This is a genomic window from Candidatus Manganitrophaceae bacterium (assembly GCA_012960925.1).
Taxonomy (GTDB): Bacteria; Nitrospirota; Nitrospiria; order SBBL01; family JAADHI01; genus DUAG01.
Genome location: DUAG01000062.1, coordinates 49705 through 67125, shown reverse-complemented (window position 1 = coordinate 67125; position 17421 = coordinate 49705). Strand labels below are relative to the sequence as shown.

Here is a 17421-nt window from a genome sequence, read left to right as displayed (position 1 = left end):
ATGGGATTGAGATCAATAAATCAGATCAGGTCGCCGCTTAATGAAGATCTCATACACCAGATTTGACAATAACTCTATCGGCATGAACGGGTTAGTTGATCATGACAGATTGAAATGATGGTGGTTGCTATGCTTGACTGTGGCCTGAACTTTTTTTAGTTTCGACTTGAGGTTGGGTTTAGCCTTGCGTAATATGGGAGGTATTCCCCTCAAGAAAACCATAATGGAGGTATAGAACGATGAAAAGGTTATTTTGGATCTTTGCTTTGGTATTATTTGCGTCCGCCTGGGTGGGGCATTCGACTACCGTTCACGCAAGTGGAGACCACGAAGGAGGCCATGATGAACCGGCTGGTCCTTCAGGGGGAACCCTCCACGCCGTAGGGGTCAAACTGGGGATGCAGTTTACATTCGAGCCGGTGGACCCACCGCTTAAGAATCATATATGGATGAAGACCGATACCAATAAAGTGTCCTTTTTCCACTTTGCGAAACCGGTCAACGCGAAGAAAAACAAGCTCCTCTTTATGGGTGACGCCATCAAAAGCCGGTTCTGTGCTGAAGACCAGCCCGATGGCGGGAAGACAGGTTTTGTCCACTTCCATAGTGCCAAGGTTGCGCCCGGACACAAACATGGGCATGGGGGGGAGAAGGGCCAGGAAGGGTACTGGCTGCGTCACATTGCCCTCGGAGAGTTTGACATGATGGGGATTCACTTTACCCCGGGCATTGCACACAATTTCAAAGCCACAAAAGCCCCCAGCTGCGGTTAAGCCATTAAATTAAATCAATTAAGAAAAAAGGGGTCGGGGCGTAATGCCTAGCCCCTTTTTTCTTCGTAAGTGCTTACAAACGGAATTAATGTGGGGCTAGGTCCGATACAAGGCATTGATTTTGATGTAGTCAAGACTCAGGTCAGCGGTCCAGACCGACGCGTTTCCTTTTCCAGAATTCAGGGAGACTGTCAGGCAGATCTCCCGTTTTTTGAGATCGTTTGAAATCTTCGACTCCGCCGACTCTCCAAGGTAGATTCCTTTTTTTACAAGAGGGGTTCGGCCGAAGGACAGATCAATTTTTTCCGGACGAATGGGAATCCCGGCATTTCCGATGGCTGCCACAATCCTCCCCCAGTTTGCATCTTCACCATAGAAGGCGGTCTTCACCAGGCTTGAGCGGGCAATCGTCATCGCAATTTGATGTGCCGCTGGATTGCTCCGTGCCCCGAGTACCTGAATCTCGATCAACTTCGTTGCCCCTTCACCATCTCGCACGATCATTTTGGCAAGCGCCAGAGACGTTGTCTCCAAGAGACTGACAAATTGCCGAAAGGCCCGCCCCTTTGACCGAATCTTTTCCCCCTTTGTCTCATTCGCAAAAAGGAGGACCATGTCGTTGGTGCTTGTATCTCCATCAACCGTGATGCGATGGAATGAATGCTCTACCGCCTGGTGCAAGGCCTCCTGTAGAAGATCGGGATTGATCCGGACATCGGTTGTCAGGAAAGCAAGCATGGTTGCCATATTCGGATGGATCATCCCTGAGCCTTTGGCAATACCCCCCACCCGGATCGTCTGCCCGCCCACCTTTGCGGAAAAGGCAATCTCCTTTGGAAAGGTGTCCGTGGTCAAAATGGCCTCTGCCGCGGCCTTGCTCCCCTGATCCGAAAGAGACAGCGCCAGTCGCGGAATGCCCTGCAGAATCCTCTTCACCGGAAGGAATTCACCAATAACGCCGGTTGAAGCAACATAGACCCACTCGGAAGGGATGCCCAGGGTCTGCGCCGTCGCTTCAGCCATTGCTTCCGCGTCTTGATAGCCGCGCTTGCCGGTAAAGGCATTGGCGTTGCCGCTGTTTATCACAATCGCCCTTCCTCGCCTGTTACGAAGGTGCTTTTTATCCAAAAGGAGGGGCGGGGCCGGAAAACAATTCCGGGTAAAGACCCCCGCAACGCTACAATCTGTTTTAGAAACGATCAGGGCGAGATCCGTCCGTCCATTCTTTTTGATTCCGGCGGAGAGCCCGGCCGCAGTGAAGCCACGGACGGCGGTCAGTCCTCCTTTAAGCCGGCGGGGTGGGCTTTCTTGTTTTTTCATAAATATTAAGGTCCAATCCTTTCAATCACGGGGAACGGTTCAGATTGCCTAGATTTTGATTCAGGGCAAGGCGTGCGGCGCGCAGAACCGCAGCAAAGCTGCCATGGATCAAAAGATGGGTGATCTGAATCGTTCTCCCCTACGGGAAAAGACCGGCCGACTGGAGACCTAGAGACTCGTCCCAACCCATCATCACATTCATATTCTGGATGGCCTGACCGGAGGCCCCCTTCACCAGGTTATCAATCGCCGAGATAAGGATGGCGGTTCGGCCGGAGTCGGTCGCAAACCCGGCAATGTCGCAAAAGTTGGAACCCCGGACATGAGCTAGATCCGGTGATTCCTCCCGTCTCCGGATGAAGGGCTCATCCCGATAGATGTCCAGGATGGCGTCAATCTTCTTTTGGGACAGTTTTTTCGTCAGGGGAAGATAAATCGTTGTCAGAATTCCGCGGTTGATCGGGAGAAGGTAGGGCGTGAACAAGGCCTTCATCTTTTTCTTTCCGATTCGTGACAATTCCTGTTCAATTTCAGGAAGATGCTGATGATTTCCAACTTTATAGGCGGCCATCCCTCCGTTGAGTTCTGGGAAGTGTGTTTTTCCACTTGGAGTGCGTCCCGCCCCGGACGCGCCTGATTTAGAATCAATAATCAACTCTCGGGAAGTATCGACGATCCCTTCTTTCAGGAAGGGATAAAGGAGGAGAAGCGCCCCGGTTGGATAACATCCCGGATTGGCGACGAGGTCGCAGCGCTGTATTTTCTTGCGGTAGACCTCTGTTAAACCATAAACGGCTTTTTTCAAGAGGGAGATATCAGAGTGCGCAGTTCCATACCATTTTTTATAAAGGGCTGGCGACCGCAGGCGATAATCCGCCGAGAGGTCAATCACTTTCTTCCCGTTGTTGATAAATCGCCGGACAGGATCAAGCGCCTGTGTGTGGGCAAGGGCAACAAAAATGAGGTCCGATTTTTTTGCAACTTTCTCGATGTCGAGTGCTTCAAGAACCAGATCATATTGTCCCTTCAAAGAAGGGAGTCGGCTTACGAGCGATTTTCCGGCAGAACGTTCAGACGTGACCGCCACGACTTCGACCTTGGGGTGCTGTACCATAAGCCGGAGCAACTCCCCACCCGTATATCCTGTCGCACCGACGATAGCGACTTTCATTATTTTTACCCTATATCAAGAGCGATCTTTCCGAAAAAGTAACGATTCAGACCGTCCAAGGACTGAATCGTTACAAAAAAATAGGAAGGTCTTTCGACCTTCCTATGAGAAACACAAGGTTGAAAGAAACGTTAGCGCTTGGAATACTGAAACTTTTTACGGGCTCCCGGCTGTCCGCATTTTTTCCGTTCTTTCACTCTGGGGTCACGGGTCAAAAGGCCCTCTTTTTTAAGACTCCCTCTTAAATCAGGGGTCAATTCCAGAAGGGCCTTGGAGATGCCGTGCCGTACCGCACCCGCTTGTCCCGTAAGGCCTCCCCCCTTTACATTAACACGGGTATTGTACTGACCGACCGTTTCTGTGATCTGAAAAGGCTGCTGCAGCAGGAACTGCCAGGCATGCCTCGGGAAATATTCATCCGACGGCCTGCCGTTGATGACGATCTTCCCCTCTCCCGGCTCAAGCTGTACACGCGCGATCGCCTGTTTTCGTTTCCCTGTCGCAATATAATGTGCCGTCCCCGTCAAACCAAACCCCTCCTTTAAAATTGTAACGACTGCGGTTGCTGCGCCTCATGGGGATGTTCCCCTCCGGCATAGACCCTTAACTTCTTTGCCATCGCCTTGCCCAGTTTTGTTTTTGGAAGCATTCCCGTGATCGCTTTTGTCACCAGACGTTCGGGTTTTTCTTTGAGCAATTTTTCAGCCGTCGTTTCCTTTATTCCACCGATATAGCCGGTATGATGGTAATATTTCTTCTTCGCCGCTTTTCCGGCGGTCATGACGACCTTTCCCGCATTCAGGACAATAACATGGTCGCCAAGATCCTGATTCGGTGTAAATACGGGTTTGTGCTTCCCACGGAGTATTGCCGCGATCTGAGATGCCATTCTTCCGAGAACCTTTCCATTGGCGTCAACGACAAACCATTTCCGTTGTATGTCTGCTGGATTATATGATACCGTTTTCATATTTAATTCCTGACCTGAGTCTAATCATACATTATGAACAATGTCGCTACCGAATCAGTATTCTTAATATAAACACCTCGTACTTGTCAAGAAGAAAGTCGCCTGGAACGACTGCGTTATCAGCCAAAGGGCTCTCCACCGTACGGGTGAGTACGCTTCGGTCACCCTTATGACCTCTGGCCTTGTCCCCCAGACGACTTAACGGTTTAGCCCAACATCCAACGCCGATCTTGGGTTTCCGCCCTCATTCCAGTATTGGATCCTCATTCGCCAGTGGCCAGCAATCGGCCTAGGCATCATAAGGGCCGAAATCTTTGGGTTTCAGTTTTTCGAGCCAGGCATCGAGGTTTTCTGCCCCCTTTTTATGCAACACTTCTTCCGTTACATAGATCGGGACCCCCATGCGAAGCGCCAGGGCAATGGCATCGCTCGGCCTGGCATCAACGGTCAACTCCTCATTGTTCTCGTTTGGGGTGAATTGTCCCGAGTCTTTCATGTCTTTTATTTTTTTGGGAATAAGGTAAAGCGTTGCGAAGTAAGTGCCGTCGTTGACGTCATGAATCAGAACCTTGTCCATTGTAACGTGTAGAGACTTCAGAAGGTCACTCAGCAAGTCATGCGTCAGCGGTCTGGGCGGGGCGACGCCTTCCATCGCAAGACGGATGGCATTCCCTTCCGTGAGACCGACCCATATTGGCAGAAGCTCCATATTTTGGGGATCCTTCAGAATGACAATCTGAGCCTCCGTGTTCGGATCTGTAATGACCGAATGGACTTTTAGTGGAATATTCAATGTACCCTAATCCTTAAGCATGCAATTTAGCACTTCGTAGAACTTGACCGGTTTTTTATAAGGTCTGGTGTAGGGGGAGGCACGCTTTAAGAAAGACTCAGGGATCCTTTCCCGGTCAAGTATCGTACTTTCCAAAGTCTTCCGGTTTGAGATTTTCAAGCCAGCGATCTAATTCCTGAGAACTCTGTTTCTTGATGACCCCCCCCGTCGCGAAAATAGGGGCCTCCACCCGCAAAGCCAAGGCAATTGCGTCACTGGGCCTGGAATCTATTGTGAATTCTGAGTCCTTATATATTAAGTGTGTCTTTGAGAAGTAGGTATTGTCATTGAGGTCTGTCACAACGATGCTGATGACCTTCGCGTCAATGGCATCAAGGACATTTTTAATAAGGTCATGGGTCATCGGCCGCGGTGTAAAGATGCCTTCCAGAGCCAAACCAATCGCGTTCGCCTCAGGTTTTCCGACCCAGATGGGCAGCACTTCCATGTTCTCTTCATCCCGCAAGATCACAATGTAAGCATTGTTATAGGGATCAAAGATCAGGCCCCGCACCTTCATTTGAATCAACATAAGATCGCCCCCGTAACCCACTGAAGAATCTATCACTTCCGTTGAATCAATGTCAACGCGCAGGGATATCCCATGATCGGCTACAGGAGAATCGGCGGTTCCTCATTACCGCAATCGGGGCAATGAGGGGGATTGAACTAGGGAAGCGGTCTTCAGTCAGCCGAAACGGCAGGAGAAAATTGTTGTTACAGATCAGCTCTTCTCTTGATCCATATCCTATTTTCCATTTGAATTCTCCTTGACTTGAGAAAAGAAGCTATGCTATTTTTTTAGAATATGGCACTTTTCTTGCCGATTATCAACCCGTTGCCAGGTTCAACTGTTTAAGCTGTACTTCACATTATACGGAGAGATTGATTCTTATGGTAAAATATCGCGTAGAAGTCGGACCAGAGGCCTATCTGCCCCCGTCGGCTGCATGTGCCGGTGTGGTTCTTCCCGACCCCGGGCAGGCACTTATTGCGGGTGAGGTCGTCCATGAAGATGTGGGAATGGAGGAGGCCGCAAGGCGTTTCCTTTCCGCAAAGATCCCGACCATCTTCCCCGGTCCACTTGTCCTCTGGAACTGGAACGAAAAATCTGTAAAAAAGGCGACCGCAATCAAGGCCATGTATGATGAATTAAAGGCCCATAATCCAGAGGCGCTTCTTATTCCGATGCCCGACTACCGGCCTAAATATCCCAAGATCAATCCAGAGGTTGAAATCAACCCGAATCACCCGAACTTAACCATCTGGCATAACAAGATTGACGTCTGTATGTTTGTGGGGGTTCATTGCCATCAGGCCAATCTCTCCTTGAAGATTATCCGAGGCGGGACGAACTGCTATACGATTGCAATGTGTGCTCAGGCAGGCCATGAGGATGCAATGCTCACATTTCGAGACGCCACGCCAGACAAGATATGGATGTTGGTCGAAGCAATTAAGGACGTCAAGAAAACCTTATAAGGCATTTCTTAGAGAATCCTCCCTTCTGCGGCGTCCCGAAGGGCGGATATCACTTATTTGAAAGGGGGAGGCATGGATACAAAATCTCTCGTAGGTACCTATAACAAGAAAGGCCAGAAGATTGTTGAGCCGGAGTATATGCTGTTTGAGGCACCCAGAACACAGGAATTCATGACCGGGAGCGAGGTCGTGAAGGAGGGGATCCGAAGAGCAAGTGTCGATGTCTCTATTGCCTACCCGATTACGCCACAGAGTGAGGCCGCCGCGCTTGTCGGTGAGTTGTACGTGGAAGGCTATGTGGGCGAATACTTCAGGGGTGAGAATGAGTTTGCCGTGATGTCAGAATGCGCCGGTGCCTCATTCGGGGGCGCACGTGTCTTTACCACGACCTCCGGACCTGGAACCTTGCGTGCTTATGAAAACTTCCCGATGTGGGCAGGTTCTCGTCTTCCGATCTTGATCAATGTGATGGTTCGCGGTGTCAATTCCCCTTTGAGTATTCAGCCGGATACCCTTGAGATGGGAATGATTCTCGAAACAGGCATGTTGATCTGGCATGCTGAGACGGCCCAGGAGTTCCTGGATTTCCTCTTAGCCGGCTTTATTGTGGCAGAAGAACCCGACGTCCATATTCCGATTGCGGTTTGTATCGACGGGTTTTTTGTGAGCCATACGAAAGATATGGTCATGCTCCCGCCCGCCGACATCACCCTAACCCCCTATGATCCTTATCGCTCGCCGGTCCCTTGTATGGACATGGAGGTGCCTCCCATCCGAATGATGCGGGACCCTTTTGTGATGAAGAGCAACTACATCAGCTACGCGACCCATGCCAGCTGGCAGCAGGAGGTTCGGGCCGCGTGCGAGCGTTCGCGAAAACATACGATTCGCCTCATAGGCGGACTGATCGAAGAAGAAAGGACCGATGCCGACATCCTGATCGTCTCATCTGGAACAGCGGTCGCCCAGGGCCGGGAAGCAGTTCGACTCCTGGCCGATGAAGGCATCCGGGTGGGTATCGTCAAGATCAAGACCATTCGGCCCTTTCCGCATGAGGAACTTCGCCAGGCGACCAAGAATGCAAAATTGATTTTTGTGCCGGAATTCAACGTTGCCGGATGGATGGCGCGGGAAATCAAGGCGATCCTTCCAGACAATGAACGCGTGATTGCAGGTCCACATGTCTGCGGCGGGATGACGATGCCTCCCGAGGTCATCGTGAAAGAGATCAAGAAGGTATTGGCAGGAAGAAAGGAGGCCGTTCATGGATAAGATTAAGATTAATGACGAGTTTTTCGATATTATGCCGCCGGAATACCAGGAGCTGGTGGAAGAAGCGACCTATGGAAAAGAAGACCGGGGATGGAAAGATGTCGGCGTGGCCAAGGAGCTTATCGAAGAGCATTCGCTCTGCGCGGGATGCCCGGAGTCGATTGCGTTTCGGTATGTCCTGGCCTGTCTCCCTAATCCGCAGGATACCGTCATGGTCGGGTCAACCGGCTGTACCAGCCTGGTTTTCCCCCATGTGGCGATTCACAACATCCACTCACTCTTTGGGAATCAGAATGCCGTTGCCTCTGGACTGAAGAGGACGCTTGCCCTTCGCTTCCCTGACAAGGTTAAAGATGTTGTTGTCCTCGCAGGGGATGGCGCAACGGTCGATATCGGCCTGGACATGACACTGCAGTCGTGGTTTCGTCAGGAAAAATTTACGACAATCTGCTTTGACAACGAACTTTACGCCAATACGGGTGGTCAGGAGAGCGGCCTGATGCAAAAAGGTTTTGTCGGGAAAATGGCCCCGGCCGGGAAAAAGTTCGACAAGGTCCCCCTTCCTGAAATCGCGCGGGACTCCGGATGTCACTATGTTGCGATGATGACGGTCAGCAAGCCGAATCGCGTAGAGAAGGCCATCCGGAACGCCATCCTGGTAGCGAGGGAAATCGGCCCAACCTATATTCAGCTCTATACGCCGTGCATTCTCGAGATTGGAAAGCAAATGATGGAAGGGTTGCAGGAGATGCGGGATTCCGAGGGTCCCGGAAAGCGCTTCGAATTCAAGGAATATATTTCCGACGAGGCGAAGGTCTTCCTGGATGAAGTGGATGCCGAGAGGAAGGCGAAGAAAAAAGCCCTTAGAGCAGCACGAGCCTGATAAGGAGTCCGTTATGCGAAAACGCTTGAATCTGAGAATGTCTGGTTTAGGGGGGCAGGGTGTGGTGACCTCTGCCCATGTCCTTGCCACGGCAGCATCAAAAGATGGTCGGCATGCGATCTCGAACCCCTTCTTCGGAGCGGAAAAGAGGATGGCCCCTGCTGAGAGCTATGTCCGGATTGCGGACGAGAGAATCTATGATCGCGGTGAACTGGTCTATCCTGATGTCATCATGGTGTTTCACCCCCAGGTCATTACGATGGGGAAGTGCTATACGATGCCCTTTTATTCCGGGATCAAGCCGGGCGGTCTGTTGATTATCAATTCAGACTCCCCGCTCCCCCTGCTGAAGGCGGATCTTGACTTCCTTGAGAGCCAGAATGTCCCTATTTTTTACATCGCTGCGACAACCCTGGCCGTTGAAATCGCCGGCACTGAGCTGGCCAGCAATATGGGGATGTTGGGTGCCCTGATGGGGGCGACCAAGCTGATCACGATGGACTCGATGGAATTGGCCATTCAGGATCGATTTGGAAAGAAGTATGTGGCTTCCGGAGGGACCGCTACACTGGATGAAGCGATCAAGAAGAAATTTGCCAAGAAAGAACAGCTCTTGAAGAAAAATATGGAAACAATCCGCCGCGTATATGATATCGGCGCAGAATGGGCTGAAACAATCAAATCACCAATGTTGGTTTAATCTTTGAAGTACAGGGAGTGTGTTTGAATGTATGCTGTCGCTGAAGTTATTGATGACTCGTGTGTTGCGCACAAAGGGTGTCGCTTATGTATCATGTATTGTCCAGAAGCGGATACCATTCTGTTTGACAAGGAAAAGAAGGTCGCTGTCGTTGTAGAACAACGATGCAAGGGTTGCGAGCTTTGTGTTGTGGTTTGTAGTGCTGCAAAACATAATGCAATTGTACTCGTACACCGATAAGCCCATTAATCTAATCACGACTCATGGAAAAACCCTATCCCGCCTCGGCGATAGGGTTTTTTTGTATTGAAGTTTTCTTCAGGAGAAGGAGAAATCATGGCAGAAAGTATAGAAGAACCCTTATCGAATGTTCTGAAGGCGATGGAGGACTTGAATCACCGCTTTAAAATAGCGATTGATACCCTTGAAGAAAAAGGAACAGATGAAGAAGAGGTTCAATCCCTTATCAAAGGAGCCTTGGCGATGAAAGATGCCGGGGCCCTTTACTTGACGTGGTCTCGGCATTTCGTTGATCGGCTCGCCGAGATTGAAGGCACAGGCCCCAGAGAATAATCAACCCTTCTCTGGTAATATGAGCACCAGGATTTGCCCTCCTTACCAGGCCGGGATTTGCGTAATCGAGTAACGCATGGTATACAGTATAGGATATATACTGAAAAAACACGAGGATAGAACCTGAAGTGGTGAACACCAGTATAGAGATATATGAGGAGGACTTCAAGAAGATAGACGGCGAGCTTGTTAAGCTTAACCAGCTCGCCAGTGCCAAAGTCACTTTTTTGGTCGACAAGAATGGTCAGCTTATTGCCAGCGTTGGTGAAACGCAGGGTCTAGATACAACCTCTCTCGCTTCTCTGACCGCAGGGAATATCGCCGCGACCGGCGGAATGGCAGAATTAATTGGAGAAAAAGAGTTTTCTATCCTGTTCCATGAGGGTGAAAAAGACAACATTCATATCTCTCTGATCGGACAGAGGGCGATACTAGTTGTCGTGTTTGACCATCGCTCTTCCCTCGGACTCGTTCGCTTGCGTGTTAAAAAAAGTGTCGCAGCCCTTACCGGCATCTTCAACAACATCTTAGACACAATGAATGAAAGAAATTCAGAAGAAGGAAAACCCACTCCATTTACAGAAATTACGGACGAAGATATTGAAAACCTGTTTGGATAATCAGGGAGTCCCCTGGGTTCATCCACCTTGCATTGTGCCCTCCCTTCATCCGATGGCATAGTTGCGTATTCTTCAGTCAGAGAACTCATCTTCCATAAGGATATACGATGTCTTTTATTAATTACTCCTCCCGCGAGATCAGTTGCAAAATTGTATACTACGGCCCTGGCCTTTGTGGAAAGACAACAAACCTGGTCTACATCTATAAAAAAATTAACCCGAACAGCAAGGGGAAAATGATCTCCCTTGCCACGGAAACCGAAAGGACCCTCTTCTTTGATTTCCTTCCCCTGGCCCTTGGAAGTATCAAAGAGTTCAAGATCCGCTTCCATCTTTATACTGTACCGGGACAAATATTTTATGACGCAAGTCGAAAACTCATCCTTCGCGGTGTAGATGGCGTTATATTCGTTGGGGACTCTCAGGTAGAACGGATGGAAGCCAATCTGGAGAGCATGGACAATCTCAGGAAAAACCTAAAGGCACAAGGTCTCGATCTGGATGAGATTCCTTTTGTTATTCAATATAATAAACAAGATCTTCCAAACGTGGTTCCCATTGAAGAACTGAATCGCGCGTTGAATCCCAGGAAAGTCCCTTCTTTTGATGCAGTTGCCGCCTCGGGTCAGGGGGTATTTGACACCCTCAAAGAAATCGCAAAAATAGTCATCTTCGAACTCAAGAAAAAATCCTAATGTTCAACTAAGGTTGCTTCTTTTCAATCCAGGAGCCGATCAGGGTATAAGGGCTTCGCTTCCGCCTGCAAACCGCGTCAATCTCTTCTTCTGTAAACGGAAGGTCTATCCCTCCCATGGAGAGACTCTCCCGGAGCAAAGACTTCATCTCTTCCACCACAAAACGGGTCTTATTCTTTCGGAGCGTTTCTTTTACAAGACCTTCCCGCTCCAAGAGCGTCACGAGGGATGAAAGGCCTTCTCCCTTCGTCGCCGAGACTTTGATAATCGTGCGGGAGGGGTCCATCTCTTTCAGTTCCTGGACAAGGCGTCCTGCGCCCTTGATATCTCCTTTATTCACAACAATAATATCTCCAATCTCAAGGAGCCCCGCTTTCAGAATCTGCACGACATCTCCAAACCCCGGAGAGAGAACAAGAACAACGGTCTCAGCCAGCCCGGCAATCTGGACTTCATCCTGACCGACACCGACCGTCTCTACGAAAATAATCTCTTTCCCCATGGCATCAAGGACATGGATCACGTCAAAAATAGCTGGGCTGATCCCACCCCACGCACCCTGCGTCGCCAAACTCCGGATGAAGACCTTCTTATCCAGAAAATGAGGCCGCATCCGAATCCGGTCTCCCAGGATCGCCCCACCGGTGAAAGGGCTGGCCGGGTCGATGGCCAGCACCCCGATTGATTTCTTCTTTTGACGAAACGCGGAAACCAGTTGGCACATCAAGGTGCTTTTCCCCACGCCTGCAGGCCCCGTGATCCCAATAAGATGGGCTTTACCTGTATGAGGATAGAGCTGTTTCAAATAAGAGATTGCAGAAGGGTCACGGCGCTCTATTAAGGTAAGGAGTCTTGAAGCAGGACGAAGCTCTCCCTGAAGAATCTTGTTGATGGATGCCGTCTTATCGCAGGACTTCCTTTGCAATCACTTTCCTCTGGATTTCAGAGGTTCCCTCGCCGATCTCGCAAATCTTTGCATCCCGGAAGTAACGCTCCACAGGGGCATCCTTCAGATAACCCATACCGCCATGGATTTGAATCGCCTGGGACGTTGCGCGCATCGCAGTCTCTGACGCGAACAGTTTCGCTTCTGAAGCGGCAAGTTTAAAGTCTTCTCCATGATCGTTCAATAAGGCGGCGCGGTAAACCAGAAGCCGAGCGGCTTCAATCTCTGAGGACATGTCGGAGAGCTTAGCCTGAATCGCCTAAAAATCAGCGATAGCATGTCCGAATTGCCTCCGTTCTTTTGCATAGCGGATCGATTCTTCCAGCGCCCCTCGAGCCAGGCCGACGGCCATCCAGAATCTGAAGAATATTCGGAAAACCTTGATGAGGAGTGCCAATTAAATTCTCTTTGGGAATCCGAAGATTCTCAAAGTGGAGAGAGGCGGTATCCGAGGCCCGAACGCCAAGTTTATTCTCTATCTTCCCGATATTCAGGCCCGGCGTCCCCTTTTCTACAACAAAGGCCGAGATACCGCTGGCCCCTTCTCCCGGAAGGGTGGAGGCCAAAATGACCGTGATCCCGGCCGTTGCCCCCTGAGTTGTGAAGAGCTTGCTCCCATTGATCACCCATTCATCACCTTCCAGGACAGCCGTCGTCTGTAAGGCCGCCGCATCTGAACCCGATCCAGCCTCGGTCAAGGCCCAAGCCCCCAATTTCTCCCCTTTCGCCAGCGGGACGACATACCTCTTCCGCTGCGCCTCCGTCCCAAAGCGATAAAGATGCATGGTGCAGAGGGAATTATGCAGGCCACAATGAGGGCCATCGCCCCATCGACCCGTCCGATCTCCTCCAGAACAATCACCGTCTCCATTGCGCCGAGTCCGGCACCCCCCAACTTCTCCGGGATGGCAATTCCAAGAAGTTTCATCACGGCCATTTTAGGAATCAGTTCATGGGGAAAGGACATTTTTTCGTCCCGATCCGCTGCGCCGGGAGCAATCTCGGTCTTTGCAAAATCACGGATTGTCTGTTGGAGAAGTTTTTGTTCATCGGTTAAATCAAAATCCATCATTCCTGACCCGCCTTCAGAACAAAATAAATATCAGTCACTTTGAACCGGCTTTTTCTCAGGAATCGGGCCTGCACCGGCATCCCGATTCGGATTTCCTCTGAATGACTCCCGATCAACCGGGCAAGGAAGAGGGTATCAACTTTCGTAAACTCTACCAGGATGAGGGTAAATGGGGTTTCTTTTAGGAAGGCCTCGCCGCCGAAAAAGCAGGTCGTAAAGGTGTGAATCTTCCCTTCATGCGGCAATTCAAACCAGTCGGTCTTCGCACCACAATTCATGCAGTGAGAACGAGGCGTGGCAAATTTTGAAGGGCATTGGATACAAGCACTCCCAAGAAGCTTTCCCTCAGAGAGGCCGGAAAAGAAGGGAGAGTCCTGCGCATACGAATGGATATAATCGATCTCATAATGCCACTTCATGATCATCGGATCGATGTTGTAAAGGGTCGCCCCTTCATCCGTTTCGGGAAGCTTTGTTTTTTTTGGCATCGCCTTTCCATAAAAAAGGTCGCTAAAGATTATCTTACTTCGGAATGGGTGGATAAGCAAGGAGGTAGGGTGAGAAGAGATCTGGAATTGATCCTTGAAGTAACTGTTGGCCCAGGAAAAGCATTTTATTTGCCGATAAGATATCGCGAGATTTCGCTTAAAGGGAGGGTGTTGAGGACATCTTCTTTGGAAAGCCAGCCCTTTCGGGCAATGCCAACTCCATAGATTGTGTTCGACAGGCCCTCTATCCCATGCGCGTCCGGATTGATGCTCAAACGAACGCCGGCCTCTTTCGCCATCTTGCAGTGTCTCCAGTCCAGATCAAGGCGGTAGGGGCTTGCATTCAATTCGATAACCACTTTGTGTTCGCGTGCGGCCTTAATCACTTCCGGGAGGTTAAGGGGGTAACCCTCTCTGGCCAAAAGGATCCGCCCGGTGGGATGCCCCAGAAATGTGACATTCGGATGACGCATTGCGCGTATTACCCTTCGGGTCATATCCTTCTCTGACATATTGAAATTAGAATGGACCGATGCGATAACAAAATCAAAAGAAGACAGTGTGCTGTCATCATAGTCAAGTAATCCGTCTGGAAGGATATCGGACTCAATCCCCTTGAAAATATGAATCTCCGGATATTTTTCTTGAAGCTGATCAATCTCTTCGTGCTGTTTTTTGATGCGATCTTCTTTCATGCCATTGGCGTAGAAAGCGCTCTGACTATGGTCCGAAATCCCAATGTACTCATACCCTAAGCGCTCTGCCGCATTGACCATGTCAGAAAGTGAGGATGCCCCGTCGCTGTAATGGCTATGTACATGGAAGATCCCTCGAATATCCTTCTCTTCGATCAATACCGGCAAAATATGCTCTGCCGCCGCTTCAATCTCTCCCATATTTTCCCGTAATTCAGGTTCAATATAGTCCAGTTCCAAGGTCTCGAATATATCCTCTTCATTTTTGCAAGGAAGAATGTGATCCTCTAGAATAAGGCCGAAACCGCAAACCTTCATTCCCATTGTGCCGGCCCGATCAGATATGGCCTTGCGATAGACCTCGCTTCCGGTATGATCATGCAGCAGGTAAGGGAACTGATCATCCGTCACGATATGAAGATTTACAAACAGCCCACTCTTTGTATAAAACGAAAATTTTTTCCTTGTCGCCTCGTCCTCCGCTCTTCCGGAATGCGTTATTTCTTTATCTGTTTCCGGGGATCTTCTGAAGTTTTCTATCAAACTCGAAGGATCTTCAGTGCTTGCAATGAGCTCTATCTCTTCGACAACTTCGCTCCTTCTTCGAAGCGCTCCGGCGAGACTCACGCGGATGACTCCCTTGGATTGACGAAGAGAGTCAAGGAGCTTTTCCCCCTCAACACGCGCTGTATGACAATGGAAAAGTCCTGCAACCTTTTTAAGATAGGTGATTTTCTCCTGAATCATTTCCTGCGTTTTCTTTCCGAACCCGGGGAGACCGATCAGTCTGTTCTCAACACAGGCGTACTCCAGTTCGATAATGTCCCTTACACCCAATTCCTGGTAGATGGTCCGGATTCTCCCTGTCCCAAGCCCTTTTATTTTTAACATCCCCAAGAGTCCCGGCGGTGTATCGGCCTTCATCTTCTCAAGCGCCGAGAGTTGCCCTGTTGTCAAAATCTCAGATACTTTTTCGAAGATGGTCTTTCCAATCCCCTTTTGATCCAGAAGAGAGCGATCTTGCACGGCTTCGCCTATATCGCCCTCAAAATCTGCAAGGATACGCGCCGCATTGGTATAGGCCCGACTCTTGAACAGATTCTCGCCATTTAACTCCAGGAGAATCGCCAATTCCTCGAAAAGTCTGATGATATTGTCTTTCACCATGGATTTTTCCTGTAAAGACTAACCTGTGTTCTCAAGGTATTTTGTATAGGAACCTCTGATTAAGTCTGGGTTGAGTTTTCAGGAAATCTGTATGTTTCGCTTCAAGGCGCAAATTGCAGAGGATGGTTCTCGCGAAGCCATAGCCCGCTATTATCAAAATTTGAACCGCAGAAGCAGGACATAAGTGCCCTGAAAAAAAAATCATGACTTATTCAATTGAGACCTTGCGCTTATCTGATTTTGTAAGCTGGTGGCAGGGATGGCCCAATCAAGGTAATGAAGATGAATTCTTCTTTTTTTTGCGATGGACCAACCAGCTGATCAAGATGTAAAGGAAGTAGGCCCCGAAAGAGGTCCCGGTAATGAAATAAAAATTCCCAAAGATATGGGAGTAATTCTCTGCCAGATAGAATACGCCGGATAATACAACCGTACTCCCAAAAACGATTAACCAAAGGGCCAAAAGTGGGTGCATTTCTTTCTCCTTAAAAGGTAGGGAAGCTCATTAATGCATCATGAAAATTTTTACTCATGTGTGATCTCCCCACTACGTAGACGGCTTCACAATAAATCCGGCATCCGCAAAACTGAAATAGGAATCGTTCCCAATCACAACATGATCAAGGACTTGAATTCCGAGCAATGATCCGGCCGCAACGAGCCGTCCCGTCATTTCTTTGTCTTCATGGCTTGGAGTCGGATCACCACTCGGATGATTATGAAGAAAGATGACTGAGGCGGCAGAATCACGAACCGCCGGATTAAAAACCTCTCTTGGGTGAACAACGGTTTCCGTTAAACTTCCCTGGGAAACGCTAACATCCCGAAGGACCTTATTCTTTTGATCCAGCAGAATAATTTTAAAGATTTCTTTCCTGGAATTCCGCAACAAGGGTGAAAAATGCCGAAAAACATCCTCGCTTTTTGAAAGACTCACCCCGGGGGTTAGCGGAACGAGGGATCGACGTCCAAATTCAAACGCTGCCTTTAAGTGGGCCGCTTTTGCAGGGCCAATTCCCTTCATTGAACAAAGTTCGGAGATGCTTAGATTTGAAATATCCTGTAATGTGTGAAATTTCGTCAGAAGATCGATAGCCAGCTGAACGGCATTTGTATTCACTGACCCGGTTCGCAAGAGAATGGCCAGAAGTTGTGCGTCAGAAAGGACTTCAGCCCCCTCCTTTAATAATCTTTCCCTCGGTCGCTCTCCCTGGGGCCATTCTTTAATTTTTGATACCATAGGACTCAGAATCGATCAACTGAATTTATTAACAGACCCTCTCCAGCGGGACAAAAAGTCCATCGCGATGGGATTTAGTCTCTAAGTCAGGGATATCCGAACATAAGCAACCCCATTAACTGACAATTTTTTGTCGTGACCGTCAAAATTTTGTATTTTTAGTTCATTCCCTTTTGTAGGATCCGCTTATTTTACAATATGTTAGCAAAATATCTATATTGGCACACATCTTGCTCTTGTTAAAAAGTGACCACCATGAATCAGTAAATAAAGGAGATGACAATGAGTTGCCTTAAATGTAATGGTCTGATGTATGTGGAGCGTCTATCAGATTTCTTTATCATTTTCCATGCTTGGAAATGTATCAACTGTGGAATCGTCGTTGACAAGACCATCCAGGACAACCGGAAAAAAAGTACGGCTCCCGCTTAATCCCAAAGCAGGAACCTCATGCCTCAATCGGAACAGTGGACGATTGTGCCTTTCCGATAATGCTGATCGTCCAGACTTGCTCCCTGGCAT

20 protein-coding genes and 1 pseudogene are annotated in these 17421 nt (G+C 49.2%); 9 read left to right on the top strand and 12 right to left on the bottom strand.

Annotation, left to right across the window (positions count from 1 at the left end; all coding sequences use genetic code 11):
• Positions 1 to 239: 239 nt before the first annotated feature.
• Entirely contained in the window at positions 240 to 773 is a 534-nt protein-coding gene (locus EYQ01_10025; GenBank protein HIE66120.1) for a hypothetical protein, read from the top strand.
• A gap of 96 nt (positions 774 to 869) precedes the next feature.
• Here the strand turns inward: EYQ01_10025 and argJ are convergent, their stop codons facing one another.
• From argJ to EYQ01_09995, 6 genes are all read right to left on the bottom strand, one after another.
• On the bottom strand, positions 870 to 2093 hold the full coding sequence (argJ, locus tag EYQ01_10020) for a bifunctional glutamate N-acetyltransferase/amino-acid acetyltransferase ArgJ (protein ID HIE66119.1): 1224 nt from the start codon (positions 2091 to 2093) through the stop codon (positions 870 to 872).
• 139 nt (positions 2094 to 2232) lie between these two features.
• Positions 2233 to 3264 (bottom strand): N-acetyl-gamma-glutamyl-phosphate reductase, encoded by a 1032-nt coding sequence (locus EYQ01_10015; protein HIE66118.1) that lies wholly within the window; start codon positions 3262 to 3264, stop codon positions 2233 to 2235.
• A 131-nt stretch (positions 3265 to 3395) separates the two neighbouring features.
• Positions 3396 to 3791 carry a 30S ribosomal protein S9 gene (rpsI, locus tag EYQ01_10010; protein HIE66117.1) on the bottom strand — a complete coding sequence of 132 codons (396 nt, stop codon included), beginning with the start codon at positions 3789 to 3791 and terminating at the stop codon, positions 3396 to 3398.
• A gap of 14 nt (positions 3792 to 3805) precedes the next feature.
• Positions 3806 to 4234, bottom strand: coding sequence for a 50S ribosomal protein L13 (gene rplM / locus EYQ01_10005; GenBank protein ID HIE66116.1), 429 nt, complete (start codon positions 4232 to 4234; stop codon positions 3806 to 3808).
• 289 nt (positions 4235 to 4523) lie between these two features.
• Complete coding sequence (locus EYQ01_10000; GenBank protein ID HIE66115.1) at positions 4524 to 5027, bottom strand: bifunctional nuclease family protein; 504 nt, start codon at positions 5025 to 5027, stop codon at positions 4524 to 4526.
• Between the two features lie 115 nt (positions 5028 to 5142).
• The gene (locus EYQ01_09995) at positions 5143 to 5598 is read right to left on the bottom strand and encodes a bifunctional nuclease family protein (protein ID HIE66114.1); all 456 of its coding nucleotides are present in this window, start codon (positions 5596 to 5598) and stop codon (positions 5143 to 5145) included.
• A gap of 362 nt (positions 5599 to 5960) precedes the next feature.
• On the opposite strand from EYQ01_09995, the gene EYQ01_09990 reads away from it, so the two are divergent.
• The 8 genes from EYQ01_09990 (at position 5961) to EYQ01_09955 (ending at position 11291) form a co-directional block, all read left to right on the top strand.
• Positions 5961 to 6548, top strand: a complete 588-nt coding sequence (locus EYQ01_09990) for a carbon monoxide dehydrogenase (protein ID HIE66113.1) — start codon at positions 5961 to 5963, stop codon at positions 6546 to 6548.
• A 72-nt stretch (positions 6549 to 6620) separates the two neighbouring features.
• A complete protein-coding gene (locus EYQ01_09985) occupies positions 6621 to 7820 on the top strand; it encodes a ferredoxin oxidoreductase (GenBank protein ID HIE66112.1) in 1200 nt (399 codons plus the stop codon).
• A complete protein-coding gene (locus EYQ01_09980; protein HIE66111.1) occupies positions 7813 to 8703 on the top strand; it encodes a ferredoxin oxidoreductase in 891 nt (296 codons plus the stop codon). Before EYQ01_09985 ends, EYQ01_09980 begins: the two co-directional genes overlap by 8 nt.
• Before the next feature lie 13 nt (positions 8704 to 8716).
• On the top strand, positions 8717 to 9403 hold the full coding sequence (locus EYQ01_09975) for a ferredoxin oxidoreductase (GenBank protein HIE66110.1): 687 nt from the start codon (positions 8717 to 8719) through the stop codon (positions 9401 to 9403).
• A gap of 27 nt (positions 9404 to 9430) precedes the next feature.
• Complete coding sequence (locus EYQ01_09970; GenBank protein ID HIE66109.1) at positions 9431 to 9643, top strand: pyruvate ferredoxin oxidoreductase; 213 nt, start codon at positions 9431 to 9433, stop codon at positions 9641 to 9643.
• Positions 9644 to 9739: 96 nt separating this feature from the next.
• Complete coding sequence (locus EYQ01_09965) at positions 9740 to 9976, top strand: hypothetical protein (protein ID HIE66108.1); 237 nt, start codon at positions 9740 to 9742, stop codon at positions 9974 to 9976.
• Positions 9977 to 10104: 128 nt separating this feature from the next.
• A complete protein-coding gene (locus EYQ01_09960; GenBank protein ID HIE66107.1) occupies positions 10105 to 10596 on the top strand; it encodes a roadblock/LC7 domain-containing protein in 492 nt (163 codons plus the stop codon).
• Positions 10597 to 10703: 107 nt separating this feature from the next.
• The gene (locus EYQ01_09955; protein ID HIE66106.1) at positions 10704 to 11291 is read left to right on the top strand and encodes a gliding-motility protein MglA; all 588 of its coding nucleotides are present in this window, start codon (positions 10704 to 10706) and stop codon (positions 11289 to 11291) included.
• 7 nt (positions 11292 to 11298) lie between these two features.
• On the opposite strand, the gene meaB is transcribed toward EYQ01_09955, so the two are convergent.
• From meaB to EYQ01_09925, 6 genes and pseudogenes are all read right to left on the bottom strand, one after another.
• Positions 11299 to 12216 carry a methylmalonyl Co-A mutase-associated GTPase MeaB gene (meaB, locus tag EYQ01_09950; protein ID HIE66105.1) on the bottom strand — a complete coding sequence of 306 codons (918 nt, stop codon included), beginning with the start codon at positions 12214 to 12216 and terminating at the stop codon, positions 11299 to 11301.
• Positions 12194 to 13306 (bottom strand): annotated as a pseudogene (locus EYQ01_09945) (acyl-CoA dehydrogenase). Before EYQ01_09945 ends, meaB begins: the two are co-directional and overlap by 23 nt.
• Entirely contained in the window at positions 13306 to 13797 is a 492-nt protein-coding gene (locus EYQ01_09940) for a Zn-ribbon domain-containing OB-fold protein (protein ID HIE66104.1), read from the bottom strand. Before EYQ01_09940 ends, EYQ01_09945 begins: the two are co-directional and overlap by 1 nt.
• A 125-nt stretch (positions 13798 to 13922) precedes the next feature.
• Positions 13923 to 15659 carry a DNA polymerase/3'-5' exonuclease PolX gene (polX, locus tag EYQ01_09935; GenBank protein HIE66103.1) on the bottom strand — a complete coding sequence of 579 codons (1737 nt, stop codon included), beginning with the start codon at positions 15657 to 15659 and terminating at the stop codon, positions 13923 to 13925.
• Positions 15660 to 15927: 268 nt separating this feature from the next.
• Positions 15928 to 16134 (bottom strand): hypothetical protein, encoded by a 207-nt coding sequence (locus EYQ01_09930; protein ID HIE66102.1) that lies wholly within the window; start codon positions 16132 to 16134, stop codon positions 15928 to 15930.
• A 72-nt stretch (positions 16135 to 16206) separates the two neighbouring features.
• On the bottom strand, positions 16207 to 16899 hold the full coding sequence (locus EYQ01_09925) for a JAB domain-containing protein (GenBank protein HIE66101.1): 693 nt from the start codon (positions 16897 to 16899) through the stop codon (positions 16207 to 16209).
• Between the last annotated feature and the right edge of the window lie 522 nt (positions 16900 to 17421).

Bases quoted from the DNA above. Each gene is read 5' to 3' on its own strand.
- EYQ01_09970 (HIE66109.1), top strand. From the start codon at position 9,431: ATGTATGCTGTCGCTGAAGTTATTGATGACTCGTGTGTTGCGCACAAA.
- EYQ01_09990 (HIE66113.1), top strand. From the start codon at position 5,961: ATGGTAAAATATCGCGTAGAAGTCGGACCAGAGGCCTATCTGCCCCCG.
- EYQ01_09980 (HIE66111.1), top strand. From the start codon at position 7,813: ATGGATAAGATTAAGATTAATGACGAGTTTTTCGATATTATGCCGCCG.
- EYQ01_09930 (HIE66102.1), bottom strand. From the start codon at position 16,134: ATGCACCCACTTTTGGCCCTTTGGTTAATCGTTTTTGGGAGTACGGTT.
- EYQ01_09975 (HIE66110.1), top strand. From the start codon at position 8,717: ATGCGAAAACGCTTGAATCTGAGAATGTCTGGTTTAGGGGGGCAGGGT.
- EYQ01_09955 (HIE66106.1), top strand. From the start codon at position 10,704: ATGTCTTTTATTAATTACTCCTCCCGCGAGATCAGTTGCAAAATTGTA.
- EYQ01_10015 (HIE66118.1), bottom strand. From the start codon at position 3,264: ATGAAAGTCGCTATCGTCGGTGCGACAGGATATACGGGTGGGGAGTTG.
- EYQ01_09965 (HIE66108.1), top strand. From the start codon at position 9,740: ATGGCAGAAAGTATAGAAGAACCCTTATCGAATGTTCTGAAGGCGATG.
- EYQ01_09995 (HIE66114.1), bottom strand. From the start codon at position 5,598: ATGTTGATTCAAATGAAGGTGCGGGGCCTGATCTTTGATCCCTATAAC.
- EYQ01_09925 (HIE66101.1), bottom strand. From the start codon at position 16,899: ATGGTATCAAAAATTAAAGAATGGCCCCAGGGAGAGCGACCGAGGGAA.
- EYQ01_09940 (HIE66104.1), bottom strand. From the start codon at position 13,797: ATGCCAAAAAAAACAAAGCTTCCCGAAACGGATGAAGGGGCGACCCTT.
- EYQ01_10025 (HIE66120.1), top strand. From the start codon at position 240: ATGAAAAGGTTATTTTGGATCTTTGCTTTGGTATTATTTGCGTCCGCC.
- argJ (HIE66119.1), bottom strand. From the start codon at position 2,093: ATGAAAAAACAAGAAAGCCCACCCCGCCGGCTTAAAGGAGGACTGACC.
- rplM (HIE66116.1), bottom strand. From the start codon at position 4,234: ATGAAAACGGTATCATATAATCCAGCAGACATACAACGGAAATGGTTT.
- polX (HIE66103.1), bottom strand. From the start codon at position 15,659: ATGGTGAAAGACAATATCATCAGACTTTTCGAGGAATTGGCGATTCTC.
- EYQ01_09985 (HIE66112.1), top strand. From the start codon at position 6,621: ATGGATACAAAATCTCTCGTAGGTACCTATAACAAGAAAGGCCAGAAG.